This window comes from Hydrogenovibrio halophilus DSM 15072, assembly GCF_000384235.1.
Lineage (GTDB): Bacteria > Pseudomonadota > Gammaproteobacteria > Thiomicrospirales > Thiomicrospiraceae > Hydrogenovibrio > Hydrogenovibrio halophilus.
This window is the reverse complement of record NZ_KB913033.1, coordinates 221,951-240,592: the sequence shown is the minus strand read 5'-3', so window position 1 is coordinate 240,592 and position 18,642 is coordinate 221,951. Positions and strand designations below refer to the sequence as shown.

Genomic DNA, 18,642 nt, shown 5'->3' with positions numbered 1-18,642 from the left:
CCGGCCTTGTTGTGCGCAAAAAGGGCGTTTTGACCAGGCCTGGTGAAAAGCATGATGACAAACGGTCAATGGCACTGAAATTGCTACACAAATCGTTATCGCAGGCACCCCAAAGACGAATGACATCGGCTTTGTGCCATAAAATTGATCTTGCAGGGAATTTTAACCCCTGCATGGAAACCTCAACCCGGTGAAAGAAGGTGACGGATTGATGACAAACTCCGTGGACACACAAAGCTTGATGTTGCAAATGCGCTCCCTGGCCGCAGAAGCCTCAACGCAAAACAAATCGGTTCAGGCTCCGACGGAGCCGGCCAAAGGCATGGAAGCGGCGGAAAGCTTTTCCGATCTGATGAATCAGTCGATCAATGCCGTCGCCCGTGAGCAGAACAAGTCCGGCGACATGAAAGAAGCGTTTGAGCGCGGCGAAGACATCGAACTCACCGAGGTGATGTTGCAGGCCCAGAAGGCCAGTTTGTCATTTGAAGCGATGAAAGAAGTGCGCAACAAACTGGTTGAGGCGTACAAAGACATTAAAAACATGCCAATCTGATTCATTGGCCTTGTATAATTTGCCCTTTAATCACGGTCGTTTCGGGGGCATCACACCACCCCGGAACGGAACGATAAGTCACTGAAATTGCACGTGGCTTAAATGAGAGACTGACAGGTACATGGCAGAACAACCCACACTGGATCAAAGCATTTCACCGGAAAAAAACACCAGTGCGTCCGTGTTGTTGAAAAACCTGACGTCTCTGCCTGTGGCCAAGCAGGTGAGCCTGATCATCGCTTTGGCGGCGACGGTGGCTTTGGCGATTGGCATTCTTCTCTGGTCTCAGACCACCAATTACTCCCTTCTTTTTGCCAATATGGAATCGCAGGATCTGTCTGAGGTGATGCAGACGCTGGACGCCCAGCAGGTGCCTTACGAGATCAATGAGGCCACCGGGGCCTTGATGGTGCCTCAGGAACGGGTACACAAACTGCGCTTGTCTCTGGCCGCCGAAGGCTATCCCAAGCAGGCCCCGAGCGGGTACCAGATTCTGGACGTCGATCAGGGGTTTGGGATTTCCCAGTTTCGTGAAACCAAGCGCTATCAGCGCGCCATAGAAGGCGAACTGGCCAAGTCGGTGTCCAGCATCAATTCAGTGGATTCCGCTCGGGTCTTGCTGGGGATGCCGGAAAAAACCGTTTTCGTGCGTAAGCAAAAGGAACCCACCGCGTCAGTCACCGTCAAACTGCATTCTGGACGCTCATTAAGTGATGAGCAGGTCAGTGCCATTGTCTATCTGGTGTCTTCCAGTGTGCCCAATATGAAGCCCAAAGGGGTCACAGTGGTTGACCAGAATGGCAACCTGCTGACCCAGGACGACAATTCGGGCATGATGAATGTCAGCCTCAAACAGCTTGAATACACCCGTCAGGTGGAGAACACCCTGTCGGATCGGATTGTGCGCCTGCTTGCTCCGGTTGCCGGCGGTTTGCACAAGGTTCGGGCACAGGTAACCGCCGAATTGGACTTTACCCAGCAGGAACAGACCCGTGAAAACTACGAGCCTGATCCGGATGCGGTGCGTTCCGAACAGGCCATTCGCGAAATCAATCGTGAAAACGGTCCGGCTGGCGTGCCCGGTGCGCTGACCAATCAGCCGCCCAGAGCCGGGATTGCGCCGGAAGAAGGGTACGACCCCGGCCAGGACCCGAACCTGAAGAATTCCAAGGAAAAAACCACCAAAAATTATGAGATTGACCGTACGGTCAGCCACATCAAAAATTCGGTGGGCAATATCCGTCGTCTGTCTGTGGCGGTGGTGATTGATGACAAGGTTTCGGTGGGGGACAATGGCGACATTACCCGCACCCCCTACACCCAGGAAGAAATCGAGCGTTACCGTTCTCTGGTCAGTGATGCGACCGGTCTGGACACGGCTCGGGGCGACACACTGAGCATCGTCAATGCGTCCTTTGTGGAAGAGCAGACCGACGATTACGAACCGCCGCCAATCTGGGAAGAGTCCTGGTTCTGGACACTGGTCAAGCAGGTTCTGGCCGGATTGGCCGTGCTGATCATCATTTTCGGGGTGATTCGTCCGATGATCCGCGACTTGAGCAAGCACGAAGAAATCAAGCTGGAATACCCGGAAGACGTGGACGAAGAAGAAGACGAGCTGGAAAATGCCGAAGAAATCTCCAAAGCGCTTGAGCAGATGAACGAAGACGTTGGTCAGCAGGCAGAAGAAGAAGACCTGACGTCCGAGCAGGATAAGGAAACACTGGAAAAAGTGAAAGCACTGGTCTCGGCCGATCCGAAACTGGCGTCACATATCATCAAACAATGGATGGCAAAAGACAAGAAGTAGCGTATGGCCAAGGCAGAAATCGAAGAAATTCAGGACGAAATGACCGGATTGGACAAGACCTCCATCCTGTTGCTGGCATTGGGCAAAGAGACCGCTTCCAAGGTATTGTCGCACCTGAATCCGCGTGAAGTGCAGCAGATCGGGACCGCCATGACCGGTGTCTCAGAAGTCACGCGCGATCAGATGCATGCTGTGCTGGACGGATTTTTGAGCGAGCTGGGCGATGATGCGCTGGGCATCAACCCGACGGAATACGCACAGTCTCTGATGGTGGATGCGCTGGGCGAAGGCGGTGGCGGCCTGATGGACGCGGCCATGCTGGGCGACCAGGTCAAAGGGCTGGAGGCACTCAAGTGGATGCATCCGGCGACCATCTCCAACATGCTGCGCAACGAGCACCCGCAGGTGGTGGCGATTGTGCTGTCGTATTTTGAACCCGATCTGGCGGCGGAAATTCTTGCCGGCATTCCGGAGCGTTTCCAGTCCGAAGTCATTTACCGGATCGCCACTCTGACCACCATTCAGCCGCGCGCCCTGTTTGATTTGAACGACGTGCTGGAGCATGCCTCCAGCGATGGCGAGGGCGGTAAGCTGGCCACCATCGGTGGGGAAAAACGCGCCGCCGAAATCCTCAATATGGTCGGTGGCGGCGTGGATGCCCGTGTGCTGGACGACATCTCTGTCGAACACGATGACATTGCCAAAGCGATTCAGGACAAGATGTTTGTGTTCGAAGACATCAGCGGCATCGAACCGCGCGGCATTCAGACCATCCTGGGCGAGGTGCCCAACGATGTGCTGAAGGTGGCTCTGAAAGGGGCGGACGACGATATGAAAGAACTGTTTTTGTCCAATATGTCCAAGCGTCAGGCCGAAATGCTCAAGGAAGAATTGGAAATGGCCGGTCCGGTCAAACTCAGCGACGTCGAGGATGCACAGCGCACCATTGTGCAGACCGTGCGTCGTCTGGCCGACGAAGAGAAGGTGATGATGCCTGGCGGTGCCGAAGAATTTGTTTAACCCGGAAAATTCATAAATTATGCACCATCTCGCTTGCCCCTTGTTTCCACAATGCATATTTCCTCAGTCAGCCGTAATCGTTGATACGGCATTTCTTCGGAAATTCCCTTGTGAAAACAAAATTCTGCGCGATATTGGCGCAAATTTATGAATTTTCCGGGCTAAAGGAGGTCGGCATTGGTCATGAACAAGCAAGGGGTGGACGTCACCCCGGAAAGTCCCAGAGACGAGAACTTGCCTGTTGCCACAGTCTTGCCGGCGGAAGAAGTGTCCGAGCCGGATGTCAAAGCCTGGCACTTTACCGACTTTGAGAAGGAAGAGGTCGAGCAGGCCAGAACGCACAAGGTCGAAGTGACCCAACAGTTGCGCCGTGAAATCGAACCCAAAATCAAGAAAGAAACCCAACTTCTCAAAAAAGAAGCCTATGAGTCGGCAAAAAAAGAAGGTTATGAGGCCGGGTTGGAACAAGGCAGGCAGGAAGGACGTCAGCAGGCCTTTGACCAGGCCAAGCAGGAAGCCGATGCGGCCCTGACCCCCAAAGTCGAGTCGCTAGGCGCATTGCTTGATACCATGGCTTCGCCTTATCAAGCCATCTCGGAGCAGGTGTTTGAAAGCCTGTCCGAACTGGCGATTGCGCTGGCGTCGCGTTTGGTGGAACTGGAAGTGGACCAGCACCAGGCCTGGTTAAAAGAGGCCATCGAAGAAGCCGTGGCTCAATTGCCGGATGAAGATGCGGCCATTGAGGTGCATCTGAATCCCGAAGATTACAACGCTTTGACCGATTATTTGAACGCCAGTGCCCGAAATTGGACGCTCAAATCGGCCGCTCGGATCAAACCGGGGACTTGCGAAGTCAAACAGCACAATTCCATTGTGGTCAATGACTGGCAAACCCGTCTGGAAACCCTTTTGGGTGACACGCGAACCCTGGCGGCGCAACTGGCCGGTCACGACAAGGCTGCTGACGCGACCTCTCAGGTAGAGCCAGAGCCTACACCCCAATCACCTTCTCAGTCAGAATCGCCGCAGGGCAAGGACACGCCGTCTTCATGAGTCTGAATGACTTGAACCACACACTTCTGGCCAAAACCGCGCAATTGCGAGAGCGATTGCCGCCCAGAAAACCCCTGTCGATTCAGGGCAAGCTGGTGCGCATGGTGGGCATGACGCTGGAAGTGGTCGGTACCTACGCGCCGGTCGGGGCCCGCTGTCGCATTTTCCCCAAAAATCAGGACCCAGTCGAAGCCGAAGTGATCGGCTTTTACAACGACAAACTTTATTTGATGCCGATCGGCAAGGTGCACGGGATTGAACCCAATGCCACCGTGATGCCCATGTCGGGCGGGGTCAAGGTCGGCGTGTCTCAATCCCTGCTGGGCCGGGTCATTGATGGCGCGGGCAACGCGCTGGATGACAAAGGGCCGCTGCATTACGATGCGTTTGTGTCTCTTAATGGTGAAAAAATCAACCCTTTGCATCGGGCGCCGATCGACACTCCGCTGGATGTGGGAATCAAAGCCATCAATGGTCTGTTGACGCTGGGACGTGGCCAGCGGGTCGGTCTGCTGGCCGGTACCGGGGTCGGCAAAAGTGTGCTGCTGGGCATGATGACGCGCTTTACTGAGGCTGAAATTGTGGTGGTGGGCCTGGTGGGTGAGCGTGGGCGGGAAGTCAATGACTTTGTGCGCAACAACCTGGGCGAAGAAGGCCTGGCCCGTTCGGTGGTGGTGGCGACACCGGCAGATGATCCGCCGTTGATGCGCTTGCATGGTGCCATGCTTGCCACGGCCATTGCCGAGTATTTTCGTGATCAGGGCAAAAATGTGTTGCTGTTGATGGATTCGCTGACCCGATTTGCCCAGGCACAGCGTGAAATCGCACTTTCTGTGGGCGAACCGCCTGCCAGCAAAGGCTATCCGCCTTCGGTATTTGCCAAGTTGCCACAGTTGGTGGAACGCGCCGGCAATGGCACCACCGATTCGGGTTCGATTACGGCGATCTACACAGTGCTGGCCGAAGGCGATGACCAGACCGATCCGGTGGTGGATTCGGCCCGAGGGGTTCTGGACGGCCATATTCTGCTCTCCCGCCAGATTGCCGATTCCGGGCGTTATCCGGCGATTGACATCGAATCTTCGATCAGTCGGGTGATGATCGATGTGGTGTCGGACAAACAAACGCGTCTGGCACGCCGGTTTAAACAGATTTACGCCACCTATCAGCAAAATCAGGATCTGATCAATGTGGGGGCCTACCGCAAAGGGTCGGATGCGAGCATTGATGAGGCGATCAACCGTTACCCCCGATTGACCGAATTCCTGTCCCAGCCCATGAACCAGCCTTTTGATTTGGCGGCCAGCCAGAAAGCCCTGGAAAAAGCCCTCAAATAATGACTGATACAGACGGTCGGCCATTATGAAACACAATCGCATTCAACGCATTCGCATGTTGGTGGATCTGGCAGACAGAGAGCTGGAAACGGCACAAAACTATCTGGCGGCTCAGGAGCAGACCTGGCAGCAACACCAGACCCAGTTGGAATCTCTGACCGAATACCAGATCGGTTACCTTCACTCCTTGCGCCAGGCCGCGGACACAACCACCACTCAGATTCACACCAATCAGGCCTTTCTCAATAAAGTGAATGAGGCCATCGTTGCGCAGAAGCGCCAGGTGGCGGCACTGGAAGATTCTCTGGAAGAAGCCCGCCAGCACTGGATCGAAAAGCGGGCCCATCATCAGGCATTGAGCCGTTTGCTGGAAAAGCTGGAAAAGCACGAAACCCAGCGTCTGGACAAGCAGGAACAGAAAATGCTGGATGAATTGGCTTCTCAAGCCGGCAGCCGGCGTCCGCTGTAAGCCACTCCTGCTGAGTCACAGTATGAATTCGCGTTTGTTTGGGCAAGTTGGCTTGCATGTTGCTAAAACATTCCTGCACAAGGGTTCTGTCAGGTGAGTGTTACATGGCTCACATGGCAGAAAAGCTGGAAAATCGCGTATGGAACCAACACGATGATGGAAAAAACAACGATCAACAGTTTGCTTTCCGGCCCATCCGGCGCCGACAAGACCGATGCGCGGCAATCTTTGCCGAAAGGGGCATCCGGGTTCACGGCGTTGCTGAATCGCCTGGCCGAGGAATCGGACATGAAAATGTCTGAGGTCAAAAAAGGACAGTGGCTTCAAGCCTTTAAGGGCGAAGCTTCCCTGTCTGACATCGGCCTGGACCAGGCAGCACTGGATCAGCTGAACTTGACCATGAATGGTGAGTTGAGCGAAGACATGGCGCAAAACCTGCAAGCGGTTTTACAGCAAATCGAACACAAAATGCCGGGTGTGTCATTTGACGAAGCGCTTTCCCAGCTGGATCTGGATGCGGAAACGCAGGACTGGTTGACATCGCTGGAAGAAACGCTGTCGCAACTGAATTTACCAGGCCTGGTTAAAAACACAGCGTCTGAAAGCGGGGCGGCGGGCAAACCGGATGCGAAATCGATCGAAGACGTGCTCAAGCAGTTGCAGGCCTTGCTGGCGTCGGACGATGCCACAGCGGCAAAGCCTGCCAATCCAGACGACGAAAGCAGTAAGAAAGCGGGTTCTTTGGTTCAGGGGCTGGAGAAGGCCTTGGCAAAAATTGAGCAATTGGCTGAAAAAATTCAAGCCAAAGCTTCTGACACAGCAGACACTGACAAAGATAAGACCGCGCCGGGATTGGCCGCTTTGCACAAACTGGCCGACAAGCTGGAAAGTCTGACGCAATTGGCGGAATCGACGTCCGGCACAGGTTCAACGGACAGGACAGATTCGAAGGCAATCGAAGACGTGACAGAGTCCTCTGAGCCGCATCCGCTGAGTGGCACGCCCTTGCAGGCGCTGGCGGAAAAGTTGGCCAGCCTGGCGGCACCGACGGAGCGTTCTGCGGCAGAAGCCAGCCGAGGCTCCGAAGGCAAGGCGGATGTGCGCCCGGCCAGCACGGATCGAGCACTGGCAGCAAACGCAGATTCTCTGAATCAGGACGCCAAATTGAATGAAGAGGCGGCCAAACGCCGTCAGGAAGCCGAAGCCAAACCCACGTTCAAAGTCGATGGGCGCGATATGAAGGTTGAGACCACGCGCTGGGCCGAGGCCAAAAACGAATTAAAACAGGAATTGCGCGCGGAAATGCAGCAAGCGGGTGCGTCCTCCTCCGGCGGACAATCGGGCCAGTCCGGGCAGAACCAGCAATCACTGGCCCAGCAGTTAGCTCAGCAGCAATGGCAGCAGAGCCAGCAGCAACGTCAATTGGCACAATCTCAGCAGCAGGCGACCAAGATGGCCGCCGATGGCAGCGTGACCGAGGAGCAGAAAGCGGAGCGGGTGGAAAAGTTGCTGGGCAGTTTGGGCATGGACACCAAAAACGGTTTGCCGGGTCAGCTGCAGACCTTGTCGCAGCCCAGTCGCAGCCCTAACTGGAGTCAGGCCCTGGGGCACCGGGTGCTCTACATGGCCAATCACAAATTGCAGGAAGCCAAAATCACTCTGAATCCGGAAAAACTCGGCTCGATCCAGGTCAAGCTGAATGTGGACAAGGATCAGGCGGTGCACGTGTCCATGCTGACGCAGCAGGGCACCACCCGTGAAGCGATTGAGCAGGCGATGCCCAAACTCAAGGAAATGCTTGAGAATGCGGGCATGAAATTCGGGTCCATGGATGTGTCGGAGGAACGTCAGTCGTTCGCCGGTGACCAGGCTCAAGAGAAAGGCGAGGGGCAACGGGCGCAGGGCCAGACAGGCCAGTCCGGAGAGGATCACGGTGAGGAAGCGACAGCTTCTTCGCGCGAATCGGTTTTGGCCACCTCGAATAATTTAGTAGACTATTACGCTTAACTTAGTAAAGGATTCCGCATGAGAGTCGTAACCCAACTTTTGCCTTTGTTCGGACTGCTTGGTCTGGCGACGCCCAGCCACGCCTCTGCGATTGCCGGTTTGCCAACCACTGGCGTGGTCTTGATTGCGCTGGGCGTCGGCGGGGTCGTGGCGGGCGCTTTGGTCTATCTGCTTTGGTGCAACAAATCCGGGGCCTGTGAACAAAGTCAGCTCAACGAGGCCCTGAAAGAAAAACTGGATGCCAATGACTATTCGCCCACTTTCCGGGCGGAAGGCACCGATCCCAAAGTGGTGAAAACCCTGAATCAGTTGTTTGAGCAGATGGAGTCGGCGCTGGCGGTCAAATCCTCCGAAATCGACTCGGCCAACCAGCAGGCGATGTCATTGCAAGAAGAGGTGGCGCAGTTGAATGAGCGGTTGAGCAGTCAGGACGCATTTGGCGCAGAGGATGCGGCTTTGCCGGATCCGGCGGCCAGTCGTTTTGACAACAGCGAACTGGTGTCTCTGTCGGACCAGCTTGAAGGGGTGGTCGAGCGCATGAGCCGTGGCACGGACGAAGGCATGTCCTCGGTGGAAAGCGTGATTTCCGAAGTCTCTGGCTTGACCGATGAGGTCACCCATGCTTCCAGTGTGATCAAAAAGCTGGAAGAAGACAGCAGCAACATCGGCACGGTGCTGGTACTGATCCGTGACATCGCCGAACAAACCAACCTTCTGGCCCTGAACGCAGCGATCGAAGCGGCCCGTGCCGGTGAACACGGCCGCGGTTTTGCGGTAGTCGCCGATGAGGTGCGGGTGCTGGCCGGCAAGACCCAGCAGGCCACCACCGAAATTCAATCCATCATCGAAGAATTGCAGGGCCGTGCGCAAAGCGCAGTGGGTGTGATGCAAAACGGTCAAGAACGTGTGGAGACAACGCAGGGCCAGGCCAGCAAAGTCAGTGATTTTTTGCATGAGATCGAGGCGAATCTGGCGGAATTGAAGTCGTCTCAGAAGGCCTTGTCTCAAGCGGTCGAAAGTTCTTGAAGCGTGCTCTCTGGCGCTGAATCAACCCGAGTGAAAAGTGTGGTAAAAAATAACAATAAGGTTCGACTATGAAAGCAATCATCGGCACAGTGGTGGTGTTCGGTTCGCTGCTCGGGGGGTATCTGCCGCACGGCAGCATCGGCATCCTGATTCAGCCGCTGGAAGTTTTGATCATCTGTGGCGGGGCGCTTGGCGCGTTTATTATCGCGAATCCGGGCTGGGTGGTTAAAAAGAGTTTTTCCAGCGCGCTGGGACTGGTCAAATCGCCCGGCTACGACAAAGAAATGTATATGGAACTGATCGGGCTGATGTTTCGCCTGTTCAACAAGGCCCGCCGAGAGGGCTTGATGGCGATCGAACAGGACGTGGAAGAGCCTGAAAACAGTGAGTTGTTTAGCCAGTTCCCCAAGATTGCCGAGGATCATCATGTGGTCGATTTCATCTGTGATTATCTGCGACTGATGATCAGCGGGGCCAGTAACCCCTATCAGCTGGAAGATCTGATGATTGCCGAACTGGATGTGCATCATCATGAAGCCATGGCACCGAGTGAAGCCGTCGGCAAGGTCGGGGAGGCGTTGCCTGGGTTTGGTATCGTGGCCGCGGTGCTGGGGATCATTGTGACCATGGGTTATCTGGACGCAGGGCCATTGGAAATTGCCCACCATATGTCGGTGGCATTGGTCGGGACTTTTCTGGGGATTCTGGTCGCCTATGGTGTTGTCAATCCGATCTCATCCGACCTGGGAAACCGTGCCCATGCGGAAAGCGCGTTTTACGGCGCGATCAAGGCCTGTCTGATGGCGAACCTGAATGGGTATCCGCCCCAGGTGGCCATGGAGTTCGGCCGGAAAGCCATCCCCGGCAAAGAACGTCCCAGCTTTCTGGAAGTGGACGAATATCTGCAAACCCAGAAATAACCGACGTCGACAAACAAGGACACGTCAATGAGTGATGAACAATCCATCATCATCAAACGGGTAAAAAAATGCCCGCATGTGGCCCATGGTGGGGCCTGGAAAGTCGCGTTTGCCGATTTTATGACCGCCGCGATGGCGTTCTTTCTTATGTTGTGGATCTTGGGCGGGGCAGATGATGAGCAACTAAAGCGTATGGCTGAATATTTTCAGGATCCCACTGTTATTGAAGGTGCGCCAGAGATATTGGTTAAATCAGATGAAGCTGGACAATCATCAGATTCACTGATCGACATGGGCGGCTTCAAGGATTCACCCAAAGGGGACGGCGATAAGATTGACCAGGAAGAGCGCAAAGAAATGGAGCAGCTCAAAAAGCAGATCGAACAGAAAATCGAGAATACGCCGTCTTTACAAGAATTGAAAGAACAGTTGAAAATCGAAATCACACCGAATGGCTTGCGGGTGCAGGTATTGGACGATCGAAAACGTCCGATGTTCGGCACCGGGGTCGATTTGCCGAAAGCCTACGCGCAAAGGTTGTTGCAAGAAGTCGGAAACATTCTGTCACAAACCGATAATCGCATTAGTATTGCCGGGCACACGGATTCGTCCGGCTATCAAGCCGATGCCGACTACACCAACTGGGAGCTGTCGGCCGATCGGGCCAATGCCGCCCGTCGCCTGCTCTTGCGTGGCGGAGTGGAATCTGACAGTATTGCACAGGTCGTGGGGCTGGCGGATACCGTCCCGTTTGATAAGGAAAACCCTTATAATCCCCGTAATCGGCGCATCAGTATCATTGTGCTTAATCAGGAAGCGGAAGAGCGCCTGAAAAGCTTGAGTGAAGCGCCGGGGATGGAGGATTTGTCACAACAGATGACAGACCCCGCGAGCAGATAACACCAGACAAAATTCAAAATAAAAGGGGCTTTGCATGGCTGAAGAAGAAAAGCAGGAAGAAACAAAATCCGGCGGCAAGGGGCTGATGATCGCTCTGATTGTGGTGATTTTATTATTGGTCATCGGCATTGGCGTGATGACGTTCATGTTACTCAGCGGAGGCGACAAAAGTGATGGTTCTACCCAGGGTGGAGAACAGGCCAATACCGAAGCTCAAGTGGAAGATGGTGTGCCCCGGGAGTTTTCTCCCAAATACAAACAGTATGAGCCACCGGAACCGGGAGCAGCACCGCAGTATTTTGCGATGGAACCGTTTGTGGTCAATTTCAAAGGCGAAGGCGAAGCCAAATATCTGGCGGTGACGCTGAAATTCATGTCACGTTATCCGCAGTTGATTCAGGATATGGAGAACTATCGTCCGATTCTGCGTAACGACATTACCGCGTTGCTGCGCATCCAGACCTATTCTGAAATGAACCTGGACAACGGACCGGATTTGTTGCGCGAACGCATTCTGGAAAAAGCCCGGGCCGTGTTGGAGAAAAACGGGATCTACCCCGACATTCTCGAAGACGTGTACTTTGAACGTTTTGTCATGCAATAGGAACTGGAAGACGCATGGATGATATTCTCAGCCAGGACGAAGTCGATGCCCTGCTAAAAGGCATGGGTGGTGGCGACGTTGAGACCGAAGACGACGATTCCGCAGAATCCACGGCGGCCAAAGTCTATGACTTTACCAACCAGGAGCGGATCGTACGTGGGCGTCTGCCGGCGTTGGATATCATCAACGAACGTTTTGCCCGGGGCTTTCAGCGCCACTTTAATGAAATGATCATGTCCAGTGTCGAAGTGACCGCTGGTGAGGTCAAAATCATCAAAATGATCGATTACCTGCGCAACCTGTTTGTGCCGACCAGTCTGAATATTTATCGGATCAATCCGTTGAATGGGGTCTCACTGTTCACATTGGATTCCAAGCTGATTTTTACTGCGGTGGACATGTATTTCGGCGGGACCGGTTTGCTGCCGTTCAAAATCGAAGGGCGTGAATACACGCCAGTGGAAATGTCGATGGTGCGCAGCATTCTGGATATGTCCTCTGAGAATCTGCGCAAAGCCTGGGCGCCGGTCATGGACATTGAAATCGACTACATGCATTCGGAGATGAATCCGAAATTTGCCAGCATAGTCGACGCCACCGACATGATTGTGGTCAGCCCCATCAATGTGCGCTTTGAAGGCGTGGAAGGGCGTGTCGACATAGTGATGCCGTATTCCATGCTGGAGCCGGTACGCGACAAGCTCGAAGAAGGCATGTCCAATCTGCAGGGCGAGTCGGACAACCGTTGGTCGCGCACCTTGCGCGAAGAAACCAAGAACATTGAGATCGAGCTGACGGTCAACCTGGCCGAATTGCAGATGCAGGTGGAAGACCTGATGCAAATGGAAAAAGGCGACATTATTCCGTTTGAAATGCCGGAACAGGTCACCGTCAAAGCGGAAGGCATAGGTATTGCCAAAGGCAAACTCGGCGAAAGTCAGGACAAGAAGGCGGTCAAGCTCAAGGAAATTCTGAGACATCCGGCTTATCAGGAGAGAATGATCGATAACACAAAGGATTGGTACGATGAGTGAAGAAGATGATATGAGCGCCTGGGGCGACGCACTGAATGAACAGGCAGAGGCCGAAGCCCCCGAAAACGAAGATCAGGGCGGCGGAGAAGACGATCCCTGGGCATCGGCATTGTCAGAGCAGGCCGAAGCCACAGAGGACGAAGTCAGCCAGGCATCGCTGGACGAACTGCAGGAAGGTCGCGGTGGCGGTGCAGACAAGGTAGATCTGGATGTGTTGATGGACATTCCGGTCACTTTGCAACTGGAAATCGGCCGCGCCACTGTCTCGATCCGTAACCTTCTGTCCTACACCCAGGGCAGTGTGATCGAAATGGATCGTCTGGCGGGTGAGCCTTTGGATTTGCTGGTCAATGGCACCCTGATTGCGCATGGCGAAGTGGTGGTCATCAATGACAAGTTCGGGGTGCGTCTGACCGATGTGGTCAGTCCGCAAGAACGAATCAAAAAGCTCAAATAAATGAGCCGATAGGGAAATATGGTGGAGCTGGGGGGAGTCGAACCCCCGTCCGGGAAGCCGCCACTCGAGAATCTACATGCTTATCCGACCAATTGCTTTAACGGCACGCTACCCGATCGGCAGGGATCACGAACCGCGAGTTTGTGAAGTTTAACTGACTGCATCCAAACCCATACAGCCAGCGATTCCGTGTAAGTCGACACAGAAACCAGGCGCCACGAACAACGGAACTGGTCTGTGCTAGCGGGGTTAAGCCGCTAGAGCGTAGTTATCGTCGTTTGCAACTATAACAAATTGAAATGAAGATTTACGTGCGTCATCTCAGGCACGGCATGCATCCCAAACTTTGTACTCCCCGTCGAAGCCGGAACAGCCCCATAAATGGGAAATCCTGCAAACGGTGGAACACCTGTTTTCGGGAAAATGACCAGGCCTGGTAAAAAAGGTTTCTACCGGTTCCTGAGCAAGTCTTTATTCTAACGTAATAATGGGGAGCTTGTCAGTCTTTTCAAGGCCGACAGTTTTTAGGCGTGGTATTTGAGTATGCGCTGCTTGTCACGGTTCCAGTCACGCTCTTTCTCGACGGCCCGTTTGTCGTGCTGCTTCTTGCCTTTGGCCAGGCCGAGATTGGCCTTGACCATGCCGTGCGACCAATGCAGATCCAATGGCACCAAAGTGTACCCTTTCTGGTCTTTCAGTCCGAGCAGACGGTCGATCTGACGTCGGTGCAGCAACAGTTTGCGCAAACGCAGCGGGTCGTGGTGACTGTGGGAAGAGGCGCTGATCAAAGGGGTGATGGTCGCACCGAACAGCCAGGCTTCATTGTCCTTCAGAAGCACATAACTTTCCTTGATGTTGACTTTGCCCTGGCGCAGGCTCTTGACTTCCCAGCCTTCCAGAGCTAGGCCGGCTTCAAACGTTTCTTCAATAAAGTAGTCGAAACGGGCTTTTTTGTTCAGCGCGATGGTGTTTGGATTGTGTTGCTTTTTTTTCTTTGCCATAATGGCGTGATTATAGCGGATACCAACTTTTATATGAAAAAAATCACACGTTCGGCGCTTTTGCCTTACCCAACGGAGCTGGTGTTTGCTTTGGTGAACGATGTCGAGGCGTACCCCGAATTTCTGCCTTGGTGCCGAAGCAGTGACGTGCTGGAACAATCGGATGACACCATGGTCGCGCGGATCGATATCCAGAAAGCCGGTATTCAACAAAGCTTTACCACCCGCAATCGCCTGACGCAGCCGGAGAGGATTCACCTGTCTTTGGTGGATGGGCCGTTTGATGAGCTGGAAGGCGACTGGCGTTTTGAGGCCATCGGCGAAGAGGCCTGTCGGATTTCTCTGGATTTGCGTTTTTCCATCCGTAACAGACTGTTGAATATGGCTGTCGGGCCGGTGTTTGAGCAGATTGCCGCGACGCTGGTACAGTCGTTTTGTGACAGAGCAAAGGCCTTGTATGGTTAAATCATCCGAAACACTGATTCCGATTGAAGTGGCTTATGCCTTGCCTGACGAGCAGTATCTGCTCTCCGAAGAAGTGGCGGAGGGAACGACGGTGGAGGAGGCGCTCAAGCAGTCTCAGCTGTTGAGAACCTTTCCCGATCTGGACATTTCTCATGTCGGGATTTTCTCCCAACCTGTGAAGCCGGATCAGGTGTTGGCGCCCAAAGACCGGATTGAGGTGTATCGCCCTCTGAAAGCCGATCCGCGCGAGCGTCGCCGCAAACGGGTCGCCGAGGAAAGGCAGCAGGCGAAAGCCTGAATGCCTGAACGGTCATGCCTCAGTCAAATAAGCCCAAGCCGTCGTCAAAGCCGCGGTCGACCTCGACGGCCTTTTCTTTGACCTTCCAGTCGAGCAGATAGCCTTGCTGGTCAAATGCGACCCACAGATGTTTGACCGCGTCTGGCTGAAAGTCCGGTTCGGTGGTGTAGAACACATAAGACCAGCGATTGGCATTGAACGGATCCTGACCAAAAGGCGGTCCGAGCAGTTCGACCACCTGCTGCGCGGTCAGCCCTTCCTGCAGAGAGTTCAGTGATTCGGTGTCAATCACCGTCCCCTGCGTGATCGGGGCCTTGTAGGGCGTGAAAAAAGAGCAGGCGGTTAGGGTGGAGAATAGGGCAAAAAGCGTTATAATAGCGCTAAATCTTCGAATCAGTTTCATAAAACGTTGGGTGTCTCGGACTAAGCTGTTGAAAAAAGGCTTGTTGTTTTGAGGTCCAATTATACACGTAATCATTTCTAAAAAGGGATCATTCAGGTTCATGGGCAGCGCGAATTTAAAAAAAGTGGGTCTCAAAGTCACTTTGCCTCGATTGAAGGTTTTGGAAATTCTGGAACAGGAAGGTGAAGAGCATCATCTGACTGCCGAAGATGTCTACAAGATCCTGATCGAGCAGGGGGAAGAAGTCGGACTGGCCACCGTCTACCGTGTTTTGACACAGTTTGAGCAGGCCGGGATTGTTCGACGTCTGAACTTCGAAAACAACATTTCCGTATTCGAACTGGACACCGGCGACAACCATGATCATCTGGTCTGTGTGAAAACCGGCAAGGTGCGCGAGTTTGTGGACCCGGTGATTGAAGAACGGATCAAGGAAATTTCCAAAGAGAAAGGGTATGATCTGGCCAGTCACAGCTTGGTGATTTACGGCACCTTCAAAGGCGATGATTGATCTGTCGGCCGACGTTGCATGCGATTGAAATGAAAAAAGCGGGGTTGTCCCCGCTTTTTTGGTTCTGGCTTTCGCGCTGGTACAGGGCGCGACACAAAGTGGTTTTTTACCAGGCCTGGTGGGTGTTGTTTTTTTACAGGATTTTGGTGACTTCGCGGGTGCCGTCAAGGGACTTGATGGCCTTGTTGACGCGTCTGAACAGGGTCTGACTGTCGTCACTTTCGTCGCGCAGTTCGGTCACGCCTGCATGGCTGGTCAGACAGGTGGTGTCGCTGTCAGTCAGGGCGATGGTTTGCGACGAGATGGTTTCCTGGGCCAGTTTGGCGATGCGGAAGGCATCGACGGCTTTGATTTCCGGCAGGACCACCATGAACTGATCGCAGCTTAAGCGGCCAATGTACCCCAGATCGCCAATCACATGCGAAATGGCGTGTGCCGCTGTCAGAATGGCCTTGTCGCCAATTTCGTGACCATAGGCATCGGTGATGCGTTTGAAACAGTCCAGATTGATTTTGGCCAGTGACAGAGCGCGTTGATTCAGACGGGCTTTGCCCAGTTCTTCGTCTACGATTTCTAGAAAGAAATCCCGGTTGTAAAGGTCGGTCAACGGATCACGTGAGGAGAGTTGTTCGATCTGTTCTTCCATGTGTTTGCGCTGGGTGATGTTGATCGCTAGCCAGATGACCGCCGCTTGCTGGTAGGCATCGCTGTCGAGCGGGTAAACCCGTGCTTCGTACCACTGGCCTTCGGTGGTGCTGACCGGCTCAATGCCTGCCACTTCGGTGTCGGCCAACTGGTATTCGATTTCCTGAAGCTGGCCGCTGGCAATGGCTTTTTTTACGACTTTGGTGAAGCGTTCGGCCATTTTTTCCGGCAGCACGTCAAAGTAGTTTTTGCCGATCAGCGGGTGGCCATCGGCGTAAAGGCTGCGTTCCTGGCCACCTATGACATCCAGATAGGTTCCGTTTTCGCCCATGACAAAGATCGGGTCGGGCATGGCGTTGGCAATCGCCTCGATGTGTGATTGCATGCGGGATTCCATAGCGGCCATGATCGTGACTCCTTATTGGTTTTTCATCACTGGTTTGTACTTGATGCGATGCGGTTGCGCGGCATCAGGCCCTTTGCGGCGTTTGAGGTCTTCTTCGTAATCGGTAAAATTGCCTTCAAACCATTCGACGTGCGAATCGCCTTCAAAGGCCAGCATGTGGGTGGCAATCCGGTCGAGGAACCAGCGATCGTGCGAGATCACCACCGCGCAACCGGCAAAGTCCAGCAAAGCCTCTTCCAGCGCCCGCAAAGTCTCGATGTCCAGATCGTTGGTGGGCTCATCCAGCAGCAACAGGTTGCCGCCGCTGCGCAGGGTTTTGGCCAGATGCACACGGTTGCGTTCGCCGCCGGACAGTTCGCCGATGCGTTTCTGTTGGTCCGTGCCTTTGAAGTTGAAGCGACCGACGTAAGCGCGGGCGTTGACTTCGATGTTGCCGACCATGAAGATGTCGTCGCCTTCGGAAATTTCTTCGTACACGGTTTTGTCGTCATCCAGCGCGTCACGCGACTGATCCACATAAGACAGTTGCACGGTTTCGCCGAATTCGATGGTGCCGGAATCGGGTTCTTCCTGTCCGGTCAACATCTTGAACAGGGTGGATTTCCCGGCGCCGTTGGGGCCGATGATGCCGACAATGCCGCCTGGTGGCAGGCGGAAGGACAGATCTTCGATCAGCAGGTTGTTGTCAAAACTTTTGTTCAGATGATCGACTTCGATGACCTTGTCGCCCAATCGCTCGGCCACAGGGATAAAGATTTCCTTGGTTTCGTTGCGCTTTTGGGTTTCCTGACTGCTGAGTTCTTCAAAGCGTGACAGACGGGCTTTGGATTTGGCATGACGGCCTTTGGCGTTGGAGCGCACCCATTCCAGCTCGTGCTGGATGGTTTTCATGCGTGCGGCTTCCTGTTTGGATTCCATTTCCAAGCGTTTTTCTTTCTGTTCCAGCCAGGAAGAATAGTTGCCTTCAAATGGAATGCCTTCGCCACGGTCCAGTTCCAAAATCCATTCGGCGGCGTTGTCCAGGAAGTAACGGTCGTGGGTGATGGCGACGACGGTGCCGCTGAATTCGAGCAGGAATCGCTCCAGCCAGGCAATGGATTCGGCATCCAGGTGGTTGGTCGGCTCGTCCAGCAGCAGCATGTCGGGCTTTTCCAGCAACAGCTTGCACAACGCGACACGGCGTTTTTCCCCGCCGGAAAGTTTGGTGACATCGGCGTCCCAGGGCGGCAGACGCAAAGCGTCGGCGGCAATGTTCAGGGTGCGTTCCAGATTGTGGCCGTCCTTGGCCTGAATCAGGTCTTCGACCGCTTCCTGTTTTTTGGCCAGCGCGTCAAAGTCGGCATCGGGTTCGGCGTAGGCCGCGTAAATCCCGTCCAGCTCGGTCAGCGCATCCTTGACGTCCTGCACCGCTTCTTCCACATTGCCCAGCACGTCTTTGTCCGGGGTCAGTTGCGGCTCCTGTGGCAAATAACCAATTTTAATGCCGGGTTGCGGACGGGCTTCGCCCACAATGTCGGTGTCGATGCCGGCCATAATGCGCAGCAGAGTGGATTTGCCCGAACCGTTCAGGCCCAGTACCCCGATTTTTGCCCCGGGGAAAAAGGACAGGGAAATGTCTTTCAGAATGTGTTTGTTGGGCGGAACGACCTTGCCCACTTTGTTCATGGTGTAAACAAACTGTGCCATCAAAACCTCTTTTGTTGATTGTGTTGCGGCGGGCGTT

The 18,642-nt window shown here is 54.2% G+C and carries 20 protein-coding genes and 1 other RNA gene; 16 read left to right on the top strand and 5 right to left on the bottom strand.

The window, feature by feature from the left end; all coding sequences use genetic code 11:
* Window positions 1–211: 211 nt before the first annotated feature.
* From fliE to fliN, 13 genes are all read left to right on the top strand, one after another.
* Entirely contained in the window at window positions 212–553 is a 342-nt protein-coding gene (fliE, locus tag A377_RS0101185) for a flagellar hook-basal body complex protein FliE (RefSeq protein ID WP_019894251.1), read from the top strand.
* A gap of 121 nt (window positions 554–674) precedes the next feature.
* Window positions 675–2,363 (top strand): flagellar basal-body MS-ring/collar protein FliF, encoded by a 1,689-nt coding sequence (fliF, locus tag A377_RS0101180; protein WP_019894249.1) that lies wholly within the window; start codon window positions 675–677, stop codon window positions 2,361–2,363.
* Window positions 2,364–2,366: 3 nt separating this feature from the next.
* Entirely contained in the window at window positions 2,367–3,383 is a 1,017-nt protein-coding gene (gene fliG, locus A377_RS0101175; RefSeq protein WP_019894248.1) for a flagellar motor switch protein FliG, read from the top strand.
* 183 nt (window positions 3,384–3,566) lie between these two features.
* A complete protein-coding gene (locus A377_RS0101170; protein WP_019894247.1) occupies window positions 3,567–4,436 on the top strand; it encodes a FliH/SctL family protein in 870 nt (289 codons plus the stop codon).
* Window positions 4,433–5,773: a flagellar protein export ATPase FliI gene (gene fliI / locus A377_RS0101165; protein ID WP_019894245.1), complete on the top strand. Its 1,341-nt coding sequence runs from the start codon at window positions 4,433–4,435 to the stop codon at window positions 5,771–5,773. Before A377_RS0101170 ends, fliI begins: the two co-directional genes overlap by 4 nt.
* 25 nt (window positions 5,774–5,798) lie before the next feature.
* Window positions 5,799–6,242 (top strand): flagellar export protein FliJ, encoded by a 444-nt coding sequence (gene fliJ, locus A377_RS0101160; protein ID WP_019894243.1) that lies wholly within the window; start codon window positions 5,799–5,801, stop codon window positions 6,240–6,242.
* Between the two features lie 153 nt (window positions 6,243–6,395).
* On the top strand, window positions 6,396–8,249 hold the full coding sequence (locus A377_RS0101155) for a flagellar hook-length control protein FliK (protein WP_019894241.1): 1,854 nt from the start codon (window positions 6,396–6,398) through the stop codon (window positions 8,247–8,249).
* Window positions 8,250–8,267: 18 nt separating this feature from the next.
* Window positions 8,268–9,275, top strand: a complete 1,008-nt coding sequence (locus A377_RS13320; RefSeq protein WP_028485159.1) for a methyl-accepting chemotaxis protein — start codon at window positions 8,268–8,270, stop codon at window positions 9,273–9,275.
* Between the two features lie 68 nt (window positions 9,276–9,343).
* On the top strand, window positions 9,344–10,195 hold the full coding sequence (gene motA / locus A377_RS0101145; RefSeq protein WP_019894239.1) for a flagellar motor stator protein MotA: 852 nt from the start codon (window positions 9,344–9,346) through the stop codon (window positions 10,193–10,195).
* A gap of 27 nt (window positions 10,196–10,222) precedes the next feature.
* The gene (gene motB / locus A377_RS0101140; RefSeq protein WP_019894238.1) at window positions 10,223–11,095 is read left to right on the top strand and encodes a flagellar motor protein MotB; all 873 of its coding nucleotides are present in this window, start codon (window positions 10,223–10,225) and stop codon (window positions 11,093–11,095) included.
* Window positions 11,096–11,129: 34 nt separating this feature from the next.
* Window positions 11,130–11,699 carry a flagellar basal body-associated FliL family protein gene (locus tag A377_RS0101135; protein ID WP_019894237.1) on the top strand — a complete coding sequence of 190 codons (570 nt, stop codon included), beginning with the start codon at window positions 11,130–11,132 and terminating at the stop codon, window positions 11,697–11,699.
* Window positions 11,700–11,713: 14 nt separating this feature from the next.
* A complete protein-coding gene (gene fliM / locus A377_RS0101130) occupies window positions 11,714–12,733 on the top strand; it encodes a flagellar motor switch protein FliM (protein WP_019894235.1) in 1,020 nt (339 codons plus the stop codon).
* A complete protein-coding gene (gene fliN / locus A377_RS0101125) occupies window positions 12,726–13,190 on the top strand; it encodes a flagellar motor switch protein FliN (protein WP_019894233.1) in 465 nt (154 codons plus the stop codon). Before fliM ends, fliN begins: the two co-directional genes overlap by 8 nt.
* 19 nt (window positions 13,191–13,209) lie before the next feature.
* On the opposite strand, the gene ssrA is transcribed toward fliN, so the two are convergent.
* Together ssrA and smpB are read right to left on the bottom strand one after the other, a co-directional pair.
* Window positions 13,210–13,567, bottom strand: a transfer-messenger RNA (tmRNA) gene (gene ssrA / locus A377_RS12900).
* A gap of 147 nt (window positions 13,568–13,714) precedes the next feature.
* Complete coding sequence (smpB, locus tag A377_RS0101120; RefSeq protein ID WP_019894232.1) at window positions 13,715–14,191, bottom strand: SsrA-binding protein SmpB; 477 nt, start codon at window positions 14,189–14,191, stop codon at window positions 13,715–13,717.
* Window positions 14,192–14,224: 33 nt separating this feature from the next.
* On the opposite strand from smpB, the gene A377_RS0101115 reads away from it, so the two are divergent.
* Window positions 14,225–14,656, top strand: a complete 432-nt coding sequence (locus tag A377_RS0101115; RefSeq protein ID WP_019894231.1) for a type II toxin-antitoxin system RatA family toxin — start codon at window positions 14,225–14,227, stop codon at window positions 14,654–14,656.
* Window positions 14,649–14,954 (top strand): RnfH family protein, encoded by a 306-nt coding sequence (locus A377_RS0101110; protein WP_019894230.1) that lies wholly within the window; start codon window positions 14,649–14,651, stop codon window positions 14,952–14,954. The genes A377_RS0101115 and A377_RS0101110 overlap by 8 nt, the downstream gene beginning before the upstream one ends.
* 19 nt (window positions 14,955–14,973) lie before the next feature.
* On the opposite strand, the gene A377_RS11565 is transcribed toward A377_RS0101110, so the two are convergent.
* Window positions 14,974–15,246, bottom strand: coding sequence for an outer membrane protein assembly factor BamE (locus A377_RS11565; RefSeq protein ID WP_019894229.1), 273 nt, complete (start codon window positions 15,244–15,246; stop codon window positions 14,974–14,976).
* Between the two features lie 211 nt (window positions 15,247–15,457).
* Here A377_RS11565 and fur point away from each other — a divergent pair, with 211 nt between their 5' ends.
* Window positions 15,458–15,868, top strand: coding sequence for a ferric iron uptake transcriptional regulator (fur, locus tag A377_RS0101100; protein WP_019894227.1), 411 nt, complete (start codon window positions 15,458–15,460; stop codon window positions 15,866–15,868).
* Between the two features lie 133 nt (window positions 15,869–16,001).
* On the opposite strand, the gene A377_RS0101095 is transcribed toward fur, so the two are convergent.
* Both A377_RS0101095 and ettA read right to left on the bottom strand, forming a co-directional pair.
* Window positions 16,002–16,898 carry a GGDEF domain-containing protein gene (locus A377_RS0101095; RefSeq protein WP_245546747.1) on the bottom strand — a complete coding sequence of 299 codons (897 nt, stop codon included), beginning with the start codon at window positions 16,896–16,898 and terminating at the stop codon, window positions 16,002–16,004.
* A 33-nt stretch (window positions 16,899–16,931) separates the two neighbouring features.
* Window positions 16,932–18,605, bottom strand: coding sequence for an energy-dependent translational throttle protein EttA (gene ettA / locus A377_RS0101090; protein WP_019894224.1), 1,674 nt, complete (start codon window positions 18,603–18,605; stop codon window positions 16,932–16,934).
* Between the last annotated feature and the right edge of the window lie 37 nt (window positions 18,606–18,642).

Bases quoted from the DNA above. Each gene is read 5' to 3' on its own strand.
- fliF (WP_019894249.1), top strand. From the start codon at position 675: ATGGCAGAACAACCCACACTGGATCAAAGCATTTCACCGGAAAAAAAC.
- fliM (WP_019894235.1), top strand. From the start codon at position 11,714: ATGGATGATATTCTCAGCCAGGACGAAGTCGATGCCCTGCTAAAAGGC.
- fliG (WP_019894248.1), top strand. From the start codon at position 2,367: ATGGCCAAGGCAGAAATCGAAGAAATTCAGGACGAAATGACCGGATTG.
- A377_RS0101135 (WP_019894237.1), top strand. From the start codon at position 11,130: ATGGCTGAAGAAGAAAAGCAGGAAGAAACAAAATCCGGCGGCAAGGGG.
- fliJ (WP_019894243.1), top strand. From the start codon at position 5,799: ATGAAACACAATCGCATTCAACGCATTCGCATGTTGGTGGATCTGGCA.
- motB (WP_019894238.1), top strand. From the start codon at position 10,223: ATGAGTGATGAACAATCCATCATCATCAAACGGGTAAAAAAATGCCCG.
- fur (WP_019894227.1), top strand. From the start codon at position 15,458: ATGGGCAGCGCGAATTTAAAAAAAGTGGGTCTCAAAGTCACTTTGCCT.
- A377_RS0101095 (WP_245546747.1), bottom strand. From the start codon at position 16,898: ATGCAATCACACATCGAGGCGATTGCCAACGCCATGCCCGACCCGATC.
- A377_RS0101110 (WP_019894230.1), top strand. From the start codon at position 14,649: ATGGTTAAATCATCCGAAACACTGATTCCGATTGAAGTGGCTTATGCC.
- A377_RS0101155 (WP_019894241.1), top strand. From the start codon at position 6,396: ATGATGGAAAAAACAACGATCAACAGTTTGCTTTCCGGCCCATCCGGC.
- fliN (WP_019894233.1), top strand. From the start codon at position 12,726: ATGAGTGAAGAAGATGATATGAGCGCCTGGGGCGACGCACTGAATGAA.
- A377_RS0101170 (WP_019894247.1), top strand. From the start codon at position 3,567: ATGAACAAGCAAGGGGTGGACGTCACCCCGGAAAGTCCCAGAGACGAG.
- A377_RS13320 (WP_028485159.1), top strand. From the start codon at position 8,268: ATGAGAGTCGTAACCCAACTTTTGCCTTTGTTCGGACTGCTTGGTCTG.
- fliI (WP_019894245.1), top strand. From the start codon at position 4,433: ATGAGTCTGAATGACTTGAACCACACACTTCTGGCCAAAACCGCGCAA.
- motA (WP_019894239.1), top strand. From the start codon at position 9,344: ATGAAAGCAATCATCGGCACAGTGGTGGTGTTCGGTTCGCTGCTCGGG.
- fliE (WP_019894251.1), top strand. From the start codon at position 212: ATGACAAACTCCGTGGACACACAAAGCTTGATGTTGCAAATGCGCTCC.
- smpB (WP_019894232.1), bottom strand. From the start codon at position 14,191: ATGGCAAAGAAAAAAAAGCAACACAATCCAAACACCATCGCGCTGAAC.
- A377_RS0101115 (WP_019894231.1), top strand. From the start codon at position 14,225: ATGAAAAAAATCACACGTTCGGCGCTTTTGCCTTACCCAACGGAGCTG.
- ettA (WP_019894224.1), bottom strand. From the start codon at position 18,605: ATGGCACAGTTTGTTTACACCATGAACAAAGTGGGCAAGGTCGTTCCG.